The organism is Rhodococcus sp. NPDC079359 (assembly GCF_040702585.1).
In the GTDB taxonomy this organism is placed as follows: domain Bacteria; phylum Actinomycetota; class Actinomycetes; order Mycobacteriales; family Mycobacteriaceae; genus Rhodococcoides.
In genome coordinates this window covers 716390-733256 of the sequence record NZ_JBFBLH010000001.1, presented here as the reverse complement: position 1 = coordinate 733256, position 16867 = coordinate 716390, and the positions used below count along the sequence as shown (strand labels likewise).

At 62.3% G+C, this 16867-nt stretch carries 18 protein-coding genes; 9 read left to right on the top strand and 9 right to left on the bottom strand.

Annotation, left to right across the window (positions count from 1 at the left end; translation table 11 throughout):
- Positions 1 to 201 precede the first annotated feature (201 nt).
- The 3 genes from AB0362_RS03345 to AB0362_RS03335 all read right to left on the bottom strand — a co-directional run bounded on the left by AB0362_RS03345 (position 202) and on the right by AB0362_RS03335 (position 3745).
- Positions 202 to 2397, bottom strand: coding sequence for an EAL domain-containing protein (locus AB0362_RS03345; RefSeq protein ID WP_317810433.1), 2196 nt, complete (start codon positions 2395 to 2397; stop codon positions 202 to 204).
- Between the two features lie 96 nt (positions 2398 to 2493).
- Positions 2494 to 3168 carry a methyltransferase domain-containing protein gene (locus tag AB0362_RS03340; protein ID WP_317810430.1) on the bottom strand — a complete coding sequence of 225 codons (675 nt, stop codon included), beginning with the start codon at positions 3166 to 3168 and terminating at the stop codon, positions 2494 to 2496.
- Positions 3169 to 3205: 37 nt separating this feature from the next.
- Entirely contained in the window at positions 3206 to 3745 is a 540-nt protein-coding gene (locus AB0362_RS03335) for a hypothetical protein (RefSeq protein WP_317810429.1), read from the bottom strand.
- Between the two features lie 103 nt (positions 3746 to 3848).
- Between AB0362_RS03335 and AB0362_RS03330 the strand changes: the two genes are divergently transcribed.
- Positions 3849 to 4349 (top strand): GNAT family N-acetyltransferase, encoded by a 501-nt coding sequence (locus AB0362_RS03330; RefSeq protein ID WP_317810426.1) that lies wholly within the window; start codon positions 3849 to 3851, stop codon positions 4347 to 4349.
- Between the two features lie 8 nt (positions 4350 to 4357).
- Here AB0362_RS03330 and AB0362_RS03325 read toward each other — a convergent pair whose 3' ends face one another.
- Together AB0362_RS03325 and AB0362_RS03320 are read right to left on the bottom strand one after the other, a co-directional pair.
- Positions 4358 to 4747, bottom strand: a complete 390-nt coding sequence (locus AB0362_RS03325) for a transcriptional regulator (protein WP_149405751.1) — start codon at positions 4745 to 4747, stop codon at positions 4358 to 4360.
- 2 nt (positions 4748 to 4749) lie between these two features.
- A complete protein-coding gene (locus AB0362_RS03320) occupies positions 4750 to 5238 on the bottom strand; it encodes a hypothetical protein (RefSeq protein ID WP_317533957.1) in 489 nt (162 codons plus the stop codon).
- Between the two features lie 80 nt (positions 5239 to 5318).
- Between AB0362_RS03320 and AB0362_RS03315 the strand changes: the two genes are divergently transcribed.
- The 5 genes from AB0362_RS03315 (at position 5319) to AB0362_RS03295 (ending at position 9017) form a co-directional block, all read left to right on the top strand.
- Complete coding sequence (locus AB0362_RS03315; protein ID WP_068047269.1) at positions 5319 to 5792, top strand: hypothetical protein; 474 nt, start codon at positions 5319 to 5321, stop codon at positions 5790 to 5792.
- 185 nt (positions 5793 to 5977) lie between these two features.
- On the top strand, positions 5978 to 6562 hold the full coding sequence (locus AB0362_RS03310) for a hypothetical protein (RefSeq protein ID WP_317533956.1): 585 nt from the start codon (positions 5978 to 5980) through the stop codon (positions 6560 to 6562).
- Positions 6563 to 6609: 47 nt separating this feature from the next.
- Positions 6610 to 7761, top strand: coding sequence for a GNAT family N-acetyltransferase (locus AB0362_RS03305; RefSeq protein ID WP_317533955.1), 1152 nt, complete (start codon positions 6610 to 6612; stop codon positions 7759 to 7761).
- Between the two features lie 75 nt (positions 7762 to 7836).
- Complete coding sequence (locus tag AB0362_RS03300; protein ID WP_317533954.1) at positions 7837 to 8181, top strand: nuclear transport factor 2 family protein; 345 nt, start codon at positions 7837 to 7839, stop codon at positions 8179 to 8181.
- Positions 8178 to 9017 carry an SDR family NAD(P)-dependent oxidoreductase gene (locus tag AB0362_RS03295; protein WP_317533953.1) on the top strand — a complete coding sequence of 280 codons (840 nt, stop codon included), beginning with the start codon at positions 8178 to 8180 and terminating at the stop codon, positions 9015 to 9017. Before AB0362_RS03300 ends, AB0362_RS03295 begins: the two co-directional genes overlap by 4 nt.
- A 1096-nt stretch (positions 9018 to 10113) precedes the next feature.
- On the opposite strand, the gene AB0362_RS03290 is transcribed toward AB0362_RS03295, so the two are convergent.
- The 3 genes from AB0362_RS03290 to AB0362_RS03280 form a co-directional block, all read right to left on the bottom strand.
- Complete coding sequence (locus AB0362_RS03290; RefSeq protein ID WP_317784733.1) at positions 10114 to 11787, bottom strand: cation:proton antiporter family protein; 1674 nt, start codon at positions 11785 to 11787, stop codon at positions 10114 to 10116.
- Positions 11788 to 11999: 212 nt separating this feature from the next.
- Positions 12000 to 12455, bottom strand: coding sequence for a TerB family tellurite resistance protein (locus AB0362_RS03285; protein WP_032398482.1), 456 nt, complete (start codon positions 12453 to 12455; stop codon positions 12000 to 12002).
- 91 nt (positions 12456 to 12546) lie between these two features.
- Positions 12547 to 12879 (bottom strand): hypothetical protein, encoded by a 333-nt coding sequence (locus AB0362_RS03280; RefSeq protein WP_068051195.1) that lies wholly within the window; start codon positions 12877 to 12879, stop codon positions 12547 to 12549.
- Positions 12880 to 13071: 192 nt separating this feature from the next.
- Here AB0362_RS03280 and AB0362_RS03275 point away from each other — a divergent pair, with 192 nt between their 5' ends.
- The 3 genes from AB0362_RS03275 (at position 13072) to pabB (ending at position 16170) form a co-directional block, all read left to right on the top strand.
- Positions 13072 to 13410 carry an RNA polymerase-binding protein RbpA gene (locus AB0362_RS03275; protein WP_027497120.1) on the top strand — a complete coding sequence of 113 codons (339 nt, stop codon included), beginning with the start codon at positions 13072 to 13074 and terminating at the stop codon, positions 13408 to 13410.
- 281 nt (positions 13411 to 13691) lie between these two features.
- On the top strand, positions 13692 to 14087 hold the full coding sequence (locus AB0362_RS03270) for a chorismate mutase family protein (RefSeq protein ID WP_082898863.1): 396 nt from the start codon (positions 13692 to 13694) through the stop codon (positions 14085 to 14087).
- Between the two features lie 10 nt (positions 14088 to 14097).
- Positions 14098 to 16170, top strand: a complete 2073-nt coding sequence (gene pabB / locus AB0362_RS03265) for an aminodeoxychorismate synthase component I (protein ID WP_149405758.1) — start codon at positions 14098 to 14100, stop codon at positions 16168 to 16170.
- Positions 16171 to 16225: 55 nt separating this feature from the next.
- On the opposite strand, the gene AB0362_RS03260 is transcribed toward pabB, so the two are convergent.
- Positions 16226 to 16822, bottom strand: coding sequence for a hypothetical protein (locus AB0362_RS03260; protein WP_094641778.1), 597 nt, complete (start codon positions 16820 to 16822; stop codon positions 16226 to 16228).
- Positions 16823 to 16867 lie beyond the last annotated feature (45 nt).

The window sequence follows — 16867 nt, the reverse complement described above, 5'->3', positions numbered from 1 at the left end:
GCGTGCAATTCTGAGCCCTGTACGGGGTCTTGCCGCAAGCCCCTGGGTGCGCTATACATTGAAAGGGGAAAAGAAGTAACAGTCGCTCTCGATCCCGTCCCCAGACACCAATGCCGACGAAACCGGCTGTGCATCAGATGATTCGAAGTCAGGATCAGGCCACAGGTGCGCGGCCGGCGAACTGCCCCTCGCGGTCGGGGTTCATCGATCGCCGAGAAGCAGATCGGCGATGGCTCCGGCACCGACCGGCCGACCCAAGAGGTATCCCTGCGCGAAGTCGCAGCCGGTGGCGGCCAGTGCGTCGAGTTGCTCCTCGGTTTCGACACCCTCGCCGACGACGGTGACGTCGAACGCGCGGGCGAGCGAGACGATTGCCGAGACGATCGCACGTGCCCGAGGGGCCGGCAGCCGGGCTATGTACGACTTGTCGATCTTGAAGCACTCGAACATGGGGTAGCGGTCGAGATACGACATGGAGCTGTGGCCTTTGCCCATGTCGTCGAGTAGGAGAGCCACCCCCATGGCGTGCAGTGCGGAGACGGTGTCGGCGACCCGTTCGGTGTCGGCGACCCACACGGTTTCGGTCACCTCGAGACCGAGAGCGAAGGCAGGCAGTCCTGTCTCTTCCAGTACTGAGGCGACCTCGGTGGGAAAATCGGGATCGCGGAGTTGAAGCGCGCTGACGTTGACGCGGACCACGATGTCGGAGAACGTTCGCCATCGCGCCGCGGCCGTGCATGCGGTGCGCAGCGCCCACGCGCCCAACGGCGTTGCAAGACCGGTTCTTTCGGCGACTCCGACGAACTCGCTCGGTTCGATGGGGCCGAGTTCGCGGTGATTCCAGCGGGCGAGCGCCTCCACGGCAACGATCTTCCGTGTGGCGATGTCCACCAACGGTTGGTAGGCGAGAGTGAGTTCATCGGCGAGCAGTGCGGCTCGGAGATCGATCGACAGCGATCTGATGCGATCCGCGTCGTAGAGATCGGTGGGATCGAACACTGCATGCCCACCGGTACCACTGTCCTTTGCGCGGTACATGGCCAAGTCGGCGCGGTGGATCAGCTCGTGCCGACTCGAATTCGGTTCGGACACCGCAATACCGATGCTGGCGCTCAGGGGGATGGGCACGTCTTCGGCGGAGAAGGGAACGGCGATGGAACTCGAGATGTGTCGAGCGAGTTCCTCCGCGTGAGCAACGCTGTCGACGCCTTCACAGACGATCAAGAATTCGTCTCCGCCCAGGCGCGCGATGGTGTCGGCGTCTCTGATTGCCGAGGCGAGCCGTTCGACGAACTTGACCAACGCCCTGTCCCCGGCGTCGTGTCCCAGGCTGTCGTTGATGATCTTGAAGTCGTCGATGTCGAGCAGAAGCAGTGCTACGGTGCCTGCCTGTTGTCTGGCACGGTCCAACGCCGAATCTATGACCTCGTACGCGAGGGTGCGGTTCGGCAGACCGGTCAGGGCGTCGTGCGTACTCCGTCGTCGCAGTTGGAGTTCGAGGTCGATGCGTCGTATCGCCGCGGATACGATCCCGGCAACCGAACTGAGAAACGATACTTCTTCGTCACGATAGAGACGGGCCTCAGCGCTGTGGATGGAGAGAACTCCCCAAACCTTTCCGGCGGCGGTGAAGATGGGGACTCCGACGCCGCTGCGGAGGCCGAGAGAGATCATCGTGTCGGTACGGAAACGATTCTCGGCGTGACTGTCGTTGCACACGACAGGCTCCGAGAGCGTCAGTACGAATCCCACCAACGAACCGTTCCCGGACGGAACGTTCTGACGCACGCCCAGTGCACCGCTGGCCGCGTCCATGGTCAAGTACGGATCGGTCGGGTGCTCGAGATGGGCGATGGCGGAGTTGCCCACGCCGATCAAGGTGGCGGCAGTGTCGGTTGCTGCGGTGAGCAACCTGGGTAGCTCGGCGATGACGGCGAATCGGCTCAGATCGGCGAGAGCCTTCTGCTCTAGCGCGTGACGACCGGCGATCACCGCGTCGGCCGCCATCCTGGCACTGCGCTGTTCCACCGTGTGTCGGTGCCTGATGGTGGATACGACCACGTCGGGGCCACCGTCGTCACGACTGATCACATAGGAAGACACCACGACCGGCATGCCGGTACCGGTCACGTGATGGCGCAGCTCGCAGTAGCCCTCCCACTTGCCTTCTGAGAGCAGACCGGCGGCGATGTCGTCGGTGAGATCGAGTCCGTCGGAAGTCAGCAGATCCAAAGCCGACAGTTGGCCGATATCGGCCACGTCCGTGACCCCGATCAGCTCCGAACCCGCCGGATTGATGTACAGAATCTTCCCCGTGAAATCGGACAGCGCAACGAAATCAGGGGAGCGTTCCAGGAAGGATCGAAGACTCACCGGATCACCCGGGAGATCGAACATCGGCCCTCCGATCCGTGTCGCCCGGGATACGTGCGGCTCCGGGCCCATATTATTCGTCGTTCGTGGCCAGTGTGCCCGAACAGTCCGCGCCGGGTATCAGTCTGTCCGTTGTCGTGCCTCGATGGGATGTCGAGCGACGAAAAGCGCCACATTTCCCACCATCGTGACCTCTACCTGCTCGAATCTGTCGGACAGGACTTGTCGTAAGCCGGGCAGATCGTCGTGCCGATTACCGAAGGCACCGATTCTGTTGTAGGCGAACATCAGCGCCGCACCGAGTGCTGTGTACTTCTGGTCGACGCCGATCACGGTCGATCCGAACAACACGCCTTCCGGTCTCAGCACGTTCGCTAGGTTCGTCAGTGCTACGGACTTGGTCGACCAGTCGCCGGGGAGGCAATGCAGGACATAGTTGATCGACACCGAATCGAATGTGTCGACGTTCTCCGGCAACGGCCGCATCACATCGTGTTCGATCAGTGTGGGCGAGACGTCCAGGCGCGAGTCGGTGTGCTCGAGTGAGTTGGCATTTAGATCGACGAGGGTGAGGTCGATATTGGTGGGAAGGTCGATGTTGGCGAGAACCCAGCCCGATCCGGGGCCGACTTCTAGGTGACGCCGACCGATACGCTCACGGTACAGGTCGACGAAATGTTTTCTGTTACAACGCCACCCGTAGTCGTTCGAGAGTCTGATCACCCACAGGTCGTAGATGGCGAGAAAGAGCTTGCTGTACGGGGCGGCCCCAGGTCGGGTGGATTGCGAGTTCATCGAATCTTTGCCTCGGAGCTGTGGGACGTCGGAACGGTCACCGCACCACCGTCCGATCCTCGACACGAACGCGACCGAAGAATCGGTGCATGATGTCGTTGCCGAAGTGGTTGTAGCTGTTCACGATTACGGCGATGTCGTCGACGAGAGCGCATAGCGCAGGGGAGTGGACGTCGATTCCGTCGTCGTGCTGCCAACCCCATGCGGTGGGGACGCAGCTGATCGTGACAACGATCTCGCAGTCGCGGCGGGCTTCGACCTCGAACCGTATGTCGGCAGGCGCGTCAGCAACCGGATTACTCCTCGCCAGGCCGTAGGGTTCGGCCGGGCAGGGTCGGTCGGTGCGCGCCGACGCCAGGTCGTGGCGAATCATCTCGGCGACATCTTCGAGGCCCGCATGTCGACCCAATCGGCCGTGACTGGAACCGTACTGTCGAGTGCTGCCGGAGGTTGAACGCATCGAGCGGAACAATCGATTCAGCATGCGCTGCGCCACATCTCGTTCCGAGTTGCCAGTGCGAGGGTGATCGATCAATGCCTGCAGCCGAGACATTCGGACGGCGGGATCGATGGGCACGGGGTGAGGATATCGCGTCGATTCGATCGTCGGGCAGCTATGTTGGGCAGATGGTGATGTCGCTGTGTGAGCGCGCGAGAATCACCCCGATTGTGACGGGTGCATGAAACGTTCCGGTAGACCCGTCATCGTGGCCGGAGATCCCGAGGACCTGCACGCGGTGGCGTCGATCTGGGCACGCTCGACTGCCGTTCGCGACGGGCGTCGGACACCGGGCAGTCCATCATCGGCGGTCGCGGGGATCAGACGCAGACTCGACATCGCCGGTGCGGCGATTCTGGTGGCCGAAACGGATAATCGGACAGTCGGTTTCGTCCTCTTTGCCCCGCGCGGTCGCAACTTCGAGATCTTCTACCTAGCCGTGGATCCGGCGATGTGGGGCGAAGGGGTTGCCACGGAGTTGCTGCGCAGCGTCGAGACGCATGTACACGCTGTCGATTGCGCAACTCTGGAACTATGGGTGATCGATGACAACGACCGCGCAATTGGCGTGTACGAGAATGCAGGGTGGATCGGAACCGATGTCACGCAGGTGGACGGCGCATCAGGGCGAGTGGAGCGGCGGTTCGTTCGGATGCTGGGTGGTGGAAATTGCACCCGGTGACATGCAGTTCAGCCCAATTCGGGGGTGGCACCGAAGGTCGGACTCCACGTCATGAGGGGCGGTCGCGACGGCGATGGTTCCGGGTGGCCGTGGGCGATGACATGAAGTTCGGCGATATGAGCATCGAACGCCTCCCGTCCGGCACCTGTCAGCTTCACCCACGTCACTCTCCTCGAGTCCGAACGTGACAGCGACGCAGTCTTCTTCATCGAGACGTAGCCCGCGTCGGAGAGCGCTTTGAGATGTTTCGACAGCGACGCGTCGCTGATCTCGAGTGTGTCGCGTATGACCGCGAAGTCGATTTCGTCGATTCGCCGCAGAATTCCGCAGACACGCAGGCGGATTGGAGCATGTATGACGGAATCGAATTTCGGCCCGAAACCGGGATCTTCGGTCACGATCAGTTACTCCTGGACCGGCGGCCGGTGAGCTGCCGGACGCCTCCAGCGTGCAGATGGGTTCGGTACACGCCGTCGAACAGACGACCGCCGAACAGCACGACGACGAAGCACACGGCCTGCGGCACAAGTACCCACCACGCAGACAGCGACGCCACCACACCGTAGGACACGCTCAACAAGCCGAGCACGCTCACCAGGAGCCCGATGAGAACACCCCATCCCACCATGCCTACTGCCGCCGGTCGCACCCCGGATATCCGGGGGTAGAGCAGAGCCAATGTCGCGGCTGCCGCTACCGGGAGAGCGGCGAATGCGGCACCCACGTTGCTGTCCGACAATACCGGCGTTCCTACGTGCAGAGCGGTCACGGCGGCGAAGACCGGGTAGAACCAGGACGGTGCAGCGAGACGATCTGCGAGGGAGACGCGATCGGCGTGGAGCGCATCCAGAAGATCGCGCACGTCGTCCGGCGACTGATTGCTTTCCATGTTGGCAACTCTAACACTTTCCGTCTAGGCAAGTGTTACGTTGAATCCTGAAAGTACACCGCGCACATCCATGGAGGGTCATGAAGAAGCATCCGGTCGTCACTCGTTCACTCGTCCTCGCCAGCGCGCTCACAGCCGTGATCGGTACCAGCGCCGCGCAAGCCGGTGCCCAGGAGAGATACTTCTCGCCGCAACAACGGATTTACACGCTCGCCGAGGTTCCCCAATGTCTCGGCGGTACCGTCGATGTGAATGTCCAGAGCGGCTACGCGCCCAACGAGATTCGTGCGAATTTCACCACCCACCTGTACAGCCCGGCATGGGCCGGATCAGCCGACTACGAGTGTTATCTGAGCATCTATGCGGATTGGCGTAACCACGACACAGGACTCAGCGGAACCGCCGAGCAGCGGGTGGCGAGCTGGCGGTTCCAGGGCCCCAATGTGGCAAACCCTTACGTGGACATCGAGACAGGGGAGGGGCCGCTTACGGTCACCTTCAGAACGAGTGCCGCGCATACACCGAGCCCCACCTTCGAGGTGCCGGCCCGCTGAACAGCGCCGAACCGGCTTCCGGCGGGCGAGAGCCGTGACGTCTTCATGTCGACTCGAAAGAGAAAAGAGAAAACGTGACAATTGCTCGGAAGTCAGTTGTTCTGGTCGCGACTGTGTGCGGATTGGCCCTAGGTGGTTGTGCGAGTGGCGATTCGGACACCAGTGCCGCGCCGGACACGACACGTGTGCCCGCTGGGACGACGACGTCGCCCGCGGGGACGAGCACCGAGTCGTCGGTTGTGGCCGAGCCGCCGACTCGGCTCGAGGCCGAATCCCCACAGAAATCTGCAGTCGCTCCGTCGACGCGAACGCCGGAGGAAGCAGCGGACCTGGTGCCGGGTGGTGGTGGTGCGATCTTGCAGCCGTCGGGAGACGAAGCAGGCAACGTCGATCCCGTGACGTTCCGGACGGGGAGTGACAAATACAACTTCACGTCGCCGACGGGCAACATTCACTGCGGCATCTGGGACGCCGACGGGCCCGAGGGGCGAGTGGGATGTCAGGCCGTGGACGGCAGAAATCCTTTCGACGGACCGCAATGCTCGAACGCAGAGAACGACAAGGTCGCTGTTCGCGTAACCGCGGCGGGCTCGGAAAGCATGTGCACGACACAGGGCATCTACGTGGATGCGAACGCCCCAATACTCGAGTTCGGCCAGGTGCTGTCGGTCGAGGACGTGGTGTGCCGGTCCGGGCCCGACGACATAATCGGGTGTACCGCACCCACGGGCGGATTCACGTTCTCCCGAGGTATCAACTACACCTACTGATTCGAACGTTGCGGGGTGTGAGTCGACAGTCCACACTTGGACCCACCATGACGAACTACGATCTGCGCGCCAACCCCCGGAAATTGCGGCCGCGGCCAGCGGTCCCGCGCGAGGTGGCGGTCGAGCTGACGTCCAGCGGGGTGCCTGTTGCCGAGCGCGACTTCTTCGTCGAGGAGTTCCGAGGGGTCACGATCGTGATCGCCCTTCCCATAGTGAGCGTCGCGGCTCTGGAAGCAGTGGAACGGACGGTCGGTGAGTTCGGCACCGGCGACACGCGATTCATATTCGTGGTTCCGGCCGACCATGCTCCGGAAGTCACCGCTGCAGTCGGTGGTGTGGCCATGACCGGTGCGACTGTCTGGAACGACGAGTCCGTCGCCCGTCTGTGGCTCGCAATCGCGGACTCGGAATGCGTCGTGATCGGGGCGGAGGCGGCCGCTGTCGCGCGCACTGCCGGCACCGTGTCTGCGAGCGTGCGGGCATCGAAAATGGTCCTGACCGATCCGGGCGGGGGCTGGGGTAATCCTCCTCGTAGCTTCGCCGACATCGACCTGCACCGCGAGCGCCTGGTCGCCCACCTGGCCGAACGGGGGCTCGACGATTTCCCCCCAGCCGCCGAGGCAGCACTTGCCGGTGGTGCATACAGCGTAAACCTCTGTCGTGCTGAGGATCTCGAATTCGAGCTGTTCACATTCGACGGCCGAGGGACCGTCCTGACCCAAGGCCGCTACCTGCACTTGGCCTCGCTACAGGTGGACGACTTCCCGGCGATAGAGGCTTTGGTGGCACAGGGAGTGCGAGAAGGGGTTCTCAAGCAGCGCAGTCGGATCGAGATTGCCAGGATGGCTGTCGGTGGGCTCGGTGCTCGGGTACTGCGCACGGGGCACCTCGCCGGCATCGTCGGACTCGAGGTGGACCGTTACGCCGGAACCGGATTCGGCGAAGTGTCCGGCTTGATCACCGTTGCCGAGTTCTCCGGACTGGGAGCAGGCGGCTTGTTGATGGACGGATTGTTGGAGGTCTGCCGCACGAAAGGCATCTCGACCCTGTTCGCGGTCACCGTCAGCAGTGAGGCCGCGGAGTTCTTCGCCAAACGCAGTTTCGTCGAGGTCGGGCATCAGGATGTGCCTGCCGCGAAGTGGGAGGACTACGACGCCGATCGGCTCGAGTCTGCTCGCTGTTTTCTACGATCCGTCTGAATATTTGCGAGGAGTGTTTTACCCGGGTGGACCTGGTGTTGACACTCCCCTTGGGGGAGGCATCACCGTGGGGTCATGACCACACAATGGGATGGACTCCCGGACAACGTGAAGAAGTTCATTACCGCACTCGACTCCAAGCAAGGCGCTCGCGGGCTCTCCGTATTCACCGCGGATGCCGTGGTAACCGATGAGGGCCACGACCACTCGGGCCGAGACGAGATCGAGGCCTGGCTGATCGCCTCGGTCAGTGAGAGTGAGTACACCTACACGAGCAAGTTCACCGGAGCGACCACATCCGGCACGACTGTCGACGTCGAGCAGCACCTGGAAGGCAACTTCCCCGGGGGAGTCGTCGACCTGCACTACCGCTTCACGCTCGACGGTGCGCTGATCCAGGGGCTGGTGATCGAGCCATGAGCAAGCGATGGTTCATCACCGGTGGCACACCCGGCGGTTTCGGCATGGCGTACGCCGAGGTGGCGCTGGAGGCGGGGGACCGCGTGGTACTCACCGCCCGGCGTCCGGAGGAATTGGTGTCGTGGGCCGATCGTTACGGTGACCGCGTGCTCATCGTGCCCATGGATGTCACCGACGCGGCGCAGGTGCTCCGCGCGGTACACACGGCCGAGGAGCATTTCGGCGGTATCGACGTGCTGGTCAACAACGCCGGTCGCGGCTGGTACGGATCGATCGAGGGAATGGACGAGTCCTCGATACGGGCGATGTTCGAGCTGAACTTCTTCGCCGTGCTGTCCGTCACGCGCGCAGTGCTACCAGGTATGCGCACCCGCGGAAGCGGGTGGATCGTCAACGTGTCCTCGGTGGCCGGGCTTCTGGCGGCGGTCGGATTCGGCTACTACAGCGCCACGAAATACGCGATCGAGGCCGTCACCGACGCGCTGCGCCAGGAAGTCGCCGAGCACGGCATCTCCGTGTTGGCAGTCGAACCGGGCGCTTTCCGCACGAACGCTTACGCCGGATTCGCCGACGAGCCCATCGCGGAGGCCATTCCGGAATACCGCGAGATGCTGGAACAGGTGCGGGCCGACTTCGTCGACATGAACGGGGTGCAACCGGGAGACCCGCATCGCGGTGCCCGTGCAGTGGTCGCAGCGATGGCCCAGAACCCACCGCCACACCGGCTGATCCTGGGCAACAGCGGATACGACGCCGTGATCGACGCGCTGGAACAAAATCTGAGCGACATCCGGTCGAACGAAACACTGTCTCGCAGCGTGGATTTCCCCGCCTAGCCAGGCCCGCTGAATCAAAATTCGATAGCGACCCATCCGGAACATCGGACTACCGATGCCACGGTGGTGACGGCCAGGTCGTTCTCGACGACCCGGCCGTCACCACGGCACAACAGCAGCCTGCAAAGCTGTGCGAATGGCCTTCACCATTACACTGTCGACACCGATCGCCGCGGACCCAACAGCAGTCTTCGAACTGGAGTCGGATGCCCAGGTCCACGCGGAGTCTCAGGGTTCGTTCGGAGAAAGTGTTCGGTTCACATCCGATCGCAGTAGCCTCCGCCGGGGGGATGAGATCCAGATCCGCTCCAGACACCTCGGGTTCTGGTTCACCTTGACCAGCCGTATCACAGAGCACGAACGTCCTCGATATTTCGTGGACGAACAAGTCACCGGCCCTTTCTCTTCGATGCGTCACGAACACTTCTTTCTCGCAACACGTGATCACACCCAGATGGTCGACGTCATGTCAGTACAGTTTCGCGGAGGACGACTCGCCGCTCTGATTCTGGATATCCCAGGAAAGCTGTACCTTCGACGCATCCTGTGTATTCGGAACGAGTTCATCAGGCACCGCGCCGAAGCCGATCAGGCAGCGAAGGGTCGGTAACTGGTCAGAGTGTCAGCGCCCTCTGGCATTGTTCCTACTCGGAAATGCTTGGACGGCGAGAGGTATTGCGCTGCAACAAGCAGTGGGTTCCGGTTAGTTGACATAATGTTGATTATCGGCAAAACGGAGCCGCAGTTCAGGGGGTGTCGATGGACGCTGCGGCGGTTCGGTTCCTGTGGCCGACGCATTGACGGCGCTTCAGCGTCGAACGCTGTGTGCACGTCCCACTCGAACGCTGCGGCGGACACTCGACGCTGTTGTCCAACGGGCAGCTCCTCGCGACTGTTGACTGAAATGTGTGGATCCGGATGAAATGTGCGATTCCGATCGAGCTTGCGCCACTCTCTTGCATTCCCCTCGCCCAGCTCCACCCTTCCGAATCGTCACTGTGACGATTCGGAAGGGTGGAGCTGGGACGAGCAGGCCGCGGTCCAGTCGCCGATTCGGTGTCTCTCCCATGGCCCTCGAATATCCCACGCGAATCGGTCAGGGATGCTCGTCGAGCGGTACCGGTTTCGTGGTCGGCCGAGGGATCTTTTCGGACTGTGAGGTACCGAGGTCGGAGTCGCTTTCGTTGCCGACGGGATCGGGCGATGTCGTGGCGACCTGATCCGCCAATTCCAACCCCGCACCTGCATAGACATTGAACGCGATGTCCACGCCGTGCTCCTTGGCCCACTGCACTTCGTCGTCGTAGCGGGCCACTGCCGCAACTGTTCCACTGAATCCGGATTCGCGCAGACAGGCGAGTGCTGTGACATTGGCACCGTGACGCGGCATCGCGAGCACGGCAATGCGTACCGACTCGGAATGCCGTAGTTGATGCCAGAAATCGAGATCGGTTGCGTCCCCTTCGATGACTCGTAATCCCTGATCGGCCAGGCGACGAATGCGAGGCCCGTCGTAGTCGACGCCTACGGCATCGAGGCCGTAGTGATCGGTGAGCCGCTGATATGCCGCGAACCCGACACGCCCCATTCCGATCACGACCACCTCGGCGTCGCCGGCATCGCCGGAGCGTTCCTCGGGATGCAGGCTCAACTCGTCCTGCTCGGGTAGACGTGTCGCGATCTTCTCGACCATCAGGTGGCCACGGCCGTTCACCAGAGCCGACGCGACGAAACTCAAAGCCACGGCGATCGACATCTCGACCAGCCAGGCCGGTGCGAGTAGGCCGGTCGTCACTCCTACCGACACGACGATCAAGCCGAATTCGGAATAGTTCATCAGGCTCAGTCCGGCCAGGAGCGCGGTCCGATACCGCAACTTCATCAGGGCGAACAGCGCCAGGTACAAGACGGATTTGAGTGGCAGCAGAAGCACCATGAGGAGGGCGACACCGAGACTGGGTAGGTCCGGCAGCCCGGACAAACCGATCGAGACGAAAAAGCCCACCAGGAGCAGTTCCTTGATGTGGAACAGCGATCGTGACAGTTCGGACGAGGCCGGATGCGATGCCAGCAATACGCCGATGACCAGTGCGCCCAGGTCCCCCTTGAGACCCAGGGCGGAGAACAAGGCGTAACCCGGGACCAGCGCCATCACGATGCCGAACAGTGACTGCATTTCGCCGTGGCCGAGTCCGCTCCAGATCCTCCGAAGGATCCGCGTCACCGGCCACAGCAGTACGAGCGTCACCGCCCATGGGCTCGGCAGCGAGCCGCTGGTTATGGTGAGAAAAACCACGGCAACGATGTCCTGCATGACCAGGACGCCGATCGCCACCCGTCCGTAGAGGGCGTGCGACTCCCCTCGCTCTTCCAGAACCTTGACCACGAACACTGTGCTCGAGAACGACATCGCGAAGGCGAGCAACGCTATCGTCGTCAGGCTCTGGCCTGACAGCATGGCCAACCCGGCGACGGCGGCGAGCCACAGCACGGTGGTACCGACCACGATGCTCGCCACCAGATGCACCGACGTCGTCAGCCACACCTCCCGGCGCAGAAGAATACGAACGTCGAGCTTGAGACCGATAGCGAACAACAGCAGCGTCACACCCAGGTCGGCGATCAGCTCGAGCTGGGGCACCTCACCGACATCGAGCGCATTGATGACGAAACCGGCAGCGAGAAACCCGACCAAGGGAGGTAGCCGTACCACCATGGCAAGTCCGCCCAGACCGAAGGCGATGACGAGGTAGATCGCGGCAACTGTCATGCACGGTCCCTTTGCTGGTGGGGCTGCAACCGGATCTCCAACGGATCGTTCGACGTCGGCCCATGCCGTCGGAGTGCCCCTAGTATCCCGGCATACGCCACATTTCACAGCGGACGACTGCCGACGAGAACGGCGATCGACGAAGTCGCCTGATGACTTCGTCGATCGCCGTCAGCACGATCGACTACCGCGGTCCTTCCGTACGGAAGGACTCAGAGCTCGAACTCGGCCGGATCGATTCCGACTGCGAAGCACGCATTGCGCACGGCAGCCTTCTCGTGATCGTCGAAGTGGCCGTCCGCGCCGCCGATGATGATGCCGATCTGGATGACGGCCCGTGCCTGGTCGGGCTTCGACTTCAGCTTGCCGATCGTGGCTGTCGCCTCGACCTTCCCGAAGTCGAAATCTCCCTGCAGCTTGTCGCAGTACCAGTCGAACTTCTGCCGAAGCTCGTCGGGCTCGAACACTCTCAGAGCCTCGTTGCCGGCGATCAGAGATGCCGTCTTCTGGCGCTCGGCAGGATCGATGGTGCCGTCCGCCGCCGCGATCAGGGCACACATGGCCATGCTGCCGTTGGCGAATTCCTTGTTCTTGAACTGGCTGGTCTTGGTCTGCAGCTGGCCGTTCAATTCCTGTGCCTTGGATTTGAGTTGATCCCAGAACGCCATGGAGCTCCTCACTAGGTCGTACCGCCTGCGCAGTCGCGCGGGCGGTACGACCATTGTCCATGGAGTCGGTGAACGGGTAAGGAACCGCAGTTCAGCGCAGTCGCTCTGCGTCGTGAGCTTTGGCCAACAGCTCGGCGCACAGTCGGTGCAGTTCCGCAGCGTCGGCACCTTCCGCCACCGCGGTGCTGACGTCCTCGGCGGCACACCGAACCTCGAACGCTCTGTCTGCTACGGCCGACACCTCCTCCGCTGTCAGCACGACGGCGTCGTCGGGAATCGACGTCCCTTTCGTCGCGCTGCGCTGCTCGTAGGCTCGCTGACGGCACGATTGACGACAGTACCGCCGCTTACGGCCGGTTCCTGTGTCGGCGACCGGACGCCCGCACCAGGCGCATGTCTGGTCGCGGCGGGTTCTGGCGGACATGGTCGTTCAGCCTACTGCGGTCGCGAGGTAAGATCGCCCGATAAGCTGCGCCGATGGGATCGCACCGGGACTCATCGGCCCGGGAACGAACCGACGCGCGGCGACGTTGTAGATCAGTGGGTAGACGGTGTAGTTCGATGTCAACGGATGGCTTCGACGCACGTACCTACTATCGATGGAGAGGACTTCACCATGGCAGATCGTGTACTTCGAGGTAGCCGGCTGGGAGCGGTCAGCTACGAGACCGACCGTGATCACGACCTGGCACCCCGCCGCGTTGCGCGCTACCGGTGCGACAACGGCGAAGAGTTCGACGTACCGTTCGCCGACGATGCCGAGATTCCCGGCACCTGGGCTTGCCGCAACGGTCTGGAAGGGTCGCTGATCGAGGGAACCGCGCCGGAGGCCAAGAAAGTCAAGCCTCCCCGTACCCACTGGGACATGCTGCTCGAGCGTCGTTCCGTGGACGAGCTCGAAGAACTTCTCAAAGAGCGTTTGGATCTGCTGAAGGTCAAGCGCCGCGGCGCATGATGGTCGCCGTTCACTGCACCGCCTGATTGGAAACAATCCGGCGGTGCAGTTTTTTTATGTATATCGAACTTGTCGGATGTTTTCGCGGACCTTTGTTGCATTCATTGTCGCCTGACCAGGTATTCCAATACGATCGAGTGGCGAGGTGGCTGTCCGAGGTGCCATCATCGAGTATCGGTTGTCACACAAGTGGACGATTCGTGAACGGTCGCCGTAACAGTTGTCGGAGAATACCGATAAACAGCGGCATCGCACTCGAAAAAATCAGGGGGCAATAACTCGTGAGCCAGGATTCTGATCAGCGCTCGACCGATGCTTTGCGCACGGCGGCCTCCGAAGCGGAATCGGAAGGTCATCGCGCAGTCGGCGAGCAGAAGCTTGCGGAGTTGAGGCGCGAGTTGGACGGAATCGACGAAGTTCTGCGCGCTGCAATTCGAGACCGCATCGATGTGTGTGTACGTGTTGCACACGTAAAACGAGAACACGCCATTCCCATGATGCAACCAGGCCGTGTCGGATTGGTGACAGAGCGAGCGAGAGAATTCGCGTCGGCGAATGGGATGTCCCCCGACTTTCTCGAAGATCTGTACCGAACGATGATTGCAGAGGCATGTCGCGTCGAGGATTCGATCATCGATTCTCCGACGCCCGGGCCGGGCCTCGACAGGAAACGGTAGAAGCACGCCGATGACGATTCATACGCTCCTGGTGGACAATTACGACTCGTTCACCTACAACCTGTACAGCCTTCTCACCGAGGTGAACGGACGGCCGCCGACGGTGGTCAAGAACGACGTCGAGTGGACGTCCTTGGATTTCGAGGCTTTCGACAACGTCGTGATCTCACCCGGTCCCGGGCGGCCCGATGTGGAGCAGGACTTCGGGATCAGTTCTCGCGTGATACTCGAGTCCGGTCTACCGATACTCGGCGTGTGCCTCGGGCATCAGGGTCTGTGCCATCTGTTCGGGGGCAGTGTCGATCTCGCGCCCGCGCCGATGCACGGCAGGATCACCGACATCACTCATTCCGGCGTGGACCTGTTCGCCGGAATCCCCTCGCCCTACTCGGTGGTGCGGTACCACTCGCTCGTGGTGACCCGCACCCCTGCCGACTTCGAGGAAGTCGCATGGACGCCCGACGGACTGGTCATGGCCGTGCGGCACCGGAGCAAGCCCATGTGGGGCGTTCAGTTCCATCCCGAGTCGATCAGTACCGAATACGGCCGCGAACTACTCGCCAACTTCCGCGATCTGACACTGGCTCAATCGGCCGCATCGAGCGCCGCACGGACTCAGGATTCGATCTTCACCATCGAAACACGTTCGCTCGACGAGGCTTTCGACTCCGAGCAGGTATTCGAGGCTCTTTTCGCGGACGGCTCGAAGAGTTTCTGGCTGGACGGCAGCGCGGCTCTCGAACCCGACTGCAGATTCACCGTCATGGGCGACTGCTCGGGTCCCCACGCGGAGTACGTGACCTACTCGGTTGCCGAGACCACGGTGACCGTGCAAGGTGCCGACGGTACGACCGAGCGCATCCACTCGACATTCTTCGACTACATAGACGAGCGATTGCGAGAGCGGTCCACTCCCCCTCGACACGACCTACCGTTTGCTTTCGGTCTCGGCTACGTGGGGTATCTGGGATACGAACTCAAGGCCGATACCGGTGGCCAACTGGTTCACACGGCCTCGACTCCCGACGCGTCGATGGTCTTCGCAGATCGCGCGCTGGTGTTCGACCACGAAGCCGGCACCCTGTATCTGATGGGGTTGGCCACCACCCCCGGGGATCCTGTGTTGGCGCAGTGGTTCGACTCTGTCACCGAGACCCTGCGTGGCTTGTCGCGAAAGGCCGTCCCGAACGACCGTGCGGGTGCGCCAGCGTCGGGCACTCCCCTGCTCGGAGCCGATCGATCGCTCGAGCCCCGTCTACGCCACGACCGTGCCCACTACCTCGATCTGATCTCCCAGTGCCTCGCCGAGATTCGCTCCGGTGAGACGTACGAGGTCTGTTTGACCAACACGGCGACCGTAGCCGGTTCGATCGACGCGACCGCCACCTACTCGTACATGCGTGAAATCAACCCCACTCCGTACAGTGCGCTGCTGAAGTTTCCCGAGCTGTCGGTGTTGAGTGCGTCTCCGGAACGCTTCTTGCGCATCGACGCCGACCGCGTAGTCGAGTCCAAGCCGATCAAGGGGACGCGTCCCCGCGGAGCCACTGCGGAAGAAGACAACGCGCTCAAGGCCGATCTCGTCGCGAACGAGAAGGACAAGGCCGAGAATCTGATGATCGTGGATCTGGTGCGCAACGACCTCGCCCAGGTCTGCGTTCCGGGGTCGGTTCACGTACCGAAGCTGTTCGATGTCGAAACCTACGCTCCCGTGCACCAATTGGTTTCGACCGTTCGTGGTCGCCTGCGCGAGGACGCATCCGCGGCGGACTGTATCCGTGCCGCGTTTCCCGGTGGTTCGATGACAGGAGCCCCGAAGATCCGCACGATGGCGATCATCGACAAGCTCGAAGACGGACCGCGAGGGGTGTACTCGGGTGCCATCGGTTACTTCTCGATCACCGGCACCGCAGACTTCTCGATCGTCATTCGCACGATCGTGGCCACCGAGCACGAAGTGACGTACGGAGTGGGTGGTGCAATCGTGGCACTGTCGGATCCCGACGAGGAGTTCGAGGAGACGATGGTCAAGGCCGTGTCGATGCGCCGGGCATTGACCGGGCGAACAGCGAACAGCGGGTAGAGCGCACGCGCTCCACCCGCTGTTCGGACCTCCGTCGGCTCGGGGCCGTTCTGCCTTACGGAGTGGTGAAGTACTCGAACACCGCAGGCTGAGCCTGCGGGTTTCCGTTGGACGTACCGATGACCGCGCCGGCAACCGTACCGATGACGGTTCCGATGATGCACCCGGAGATGAAGTTCGGGAAGATCGACACACAGCCGATGGCGAAACCGAGGCCTGCGCCGATCGCCGTGCCGACACCGCCACCGTTGTTCCAGCCGATTGCGAGCTGGTTGACCATGTTGTCGAATGCCTGCTGCTTGGTCCGCGGACCTGCGACCTCGGCGACGGGAACCGTCTGCGGAGTCAACGTCAGTTCGCGACCCTCGGCACCGATCAGCGGTGCGATCGAGTAGACGGTGCCGTTGATGGTGTATTCCAGCGGAACAGTTGCGAGCGTGGCACCGGCCTGGTCGATGACGGACACGTTCTCGCTCGTGGCGTCGACCCGGAACAGCCCGGCATCGAGGATGGTGGTGACCGTGCCGTCCGGGTTGACCGAAGTCTCGTAGTTCACCGGGTCCGACGACGGGTCTGCCACAGCATGGCCTGCTCCGGTGGCCACCGCAGCGGTCAACGCCACCGCTACCGTTGCTGTTCTGATCAGTTTCACTTCTGTCCCCTGGTGGTAGTGATTCGTATTCGACGGCATTCGTCT

Coding starts and splice junctions, on each gene's coding strand:
- AB0362_RS03345 (WP_317810433.1), bottom strand. CDS start 2,397: ATGTTCGATCTCCCGGGTGATCCGGTGAGTCTTCGATCCTTCCTGGAA.
- AB0362_RS03340 (WP_317810430.1), bottom strand. CDS start 3,168: ATGAACTCGCAATCCACCCGACCTGGGGCCGCCCCGTACAGCAAGCTC.
- AB0362_RS03330 (WP_317810426.1), top strand. CDS start 3,849: ATGAAACGTTCCGGTAGACCCGTCATCGTGGCCGGAGATCCCGAGGAC.
- AB0362_RS03320 (WP_317533957.1), bottom strand. CDS start 5,238: ATGGAAAGCAATCAGTCGCCGGACGACGTGCGCGATCTTCTGGATGCG.
- AB0362_RS03315 (WP_068047269.1), top strand. CDS start 5,319: ATGAAGAAGCATCCGGTCGTCACTCGTTCACTCGTCCTCGCCAGCGCG.
- AB0362_RS03305 (WP_317533955.1), top strand. CDS start 6,610: ATGACGAACTACGATCTGCGCGCCAACCCCCGGAAATTGCGGCCGCGG.
- AB0362_RS03300 (WP_317533954.1), top strand. CDS start 7,837: ATGACCACACAATGGGATGGACTCCCGGACAACGTGAAGAAGTTCATT.
- AB0362_RS03295 (WP_317533953.1), top strand. CDS start 8,178: ATGAGCAAGCGATGGTTCATCACCGGTGGCACACCCGGCGGTTTCGGC.
- AB0362_RS03290 (WP_317784733.1), bottom strand. CDS start 11,787: ATGACAGTTGCCGCGATCTACCTCGTCATCGCCTTCGGTCTGGGCGGA.
- AB0362_RS03285 (WP_032398482.1), bottom strand. CDS start 12,455: ATGGCGTTCTGGGATCAACTCAAATCCAAGGCACAGGAATTGAACGGC.
- AB0362_RS03280 (WP_068051195.1), bottom strand. CDS start 12,879: ATGTCCGCCAGAACCCGCCGCGACCAGACATGCGCCTGGTGCGGGCGT.
- AB0362_RS03275 (WP_027497120.1), top strand. CDS start 13,072: ATGGCAGATCGTGTACTTCGAGGTAGCCGGCTGGGAGCGGTCAGCTAC.
- pabB (WP_149405758.1), top strand. CDS start 14,098: ATGACGATTCATACGCTCCTGGTGGACAATTACGACTCGTTCACCTAC.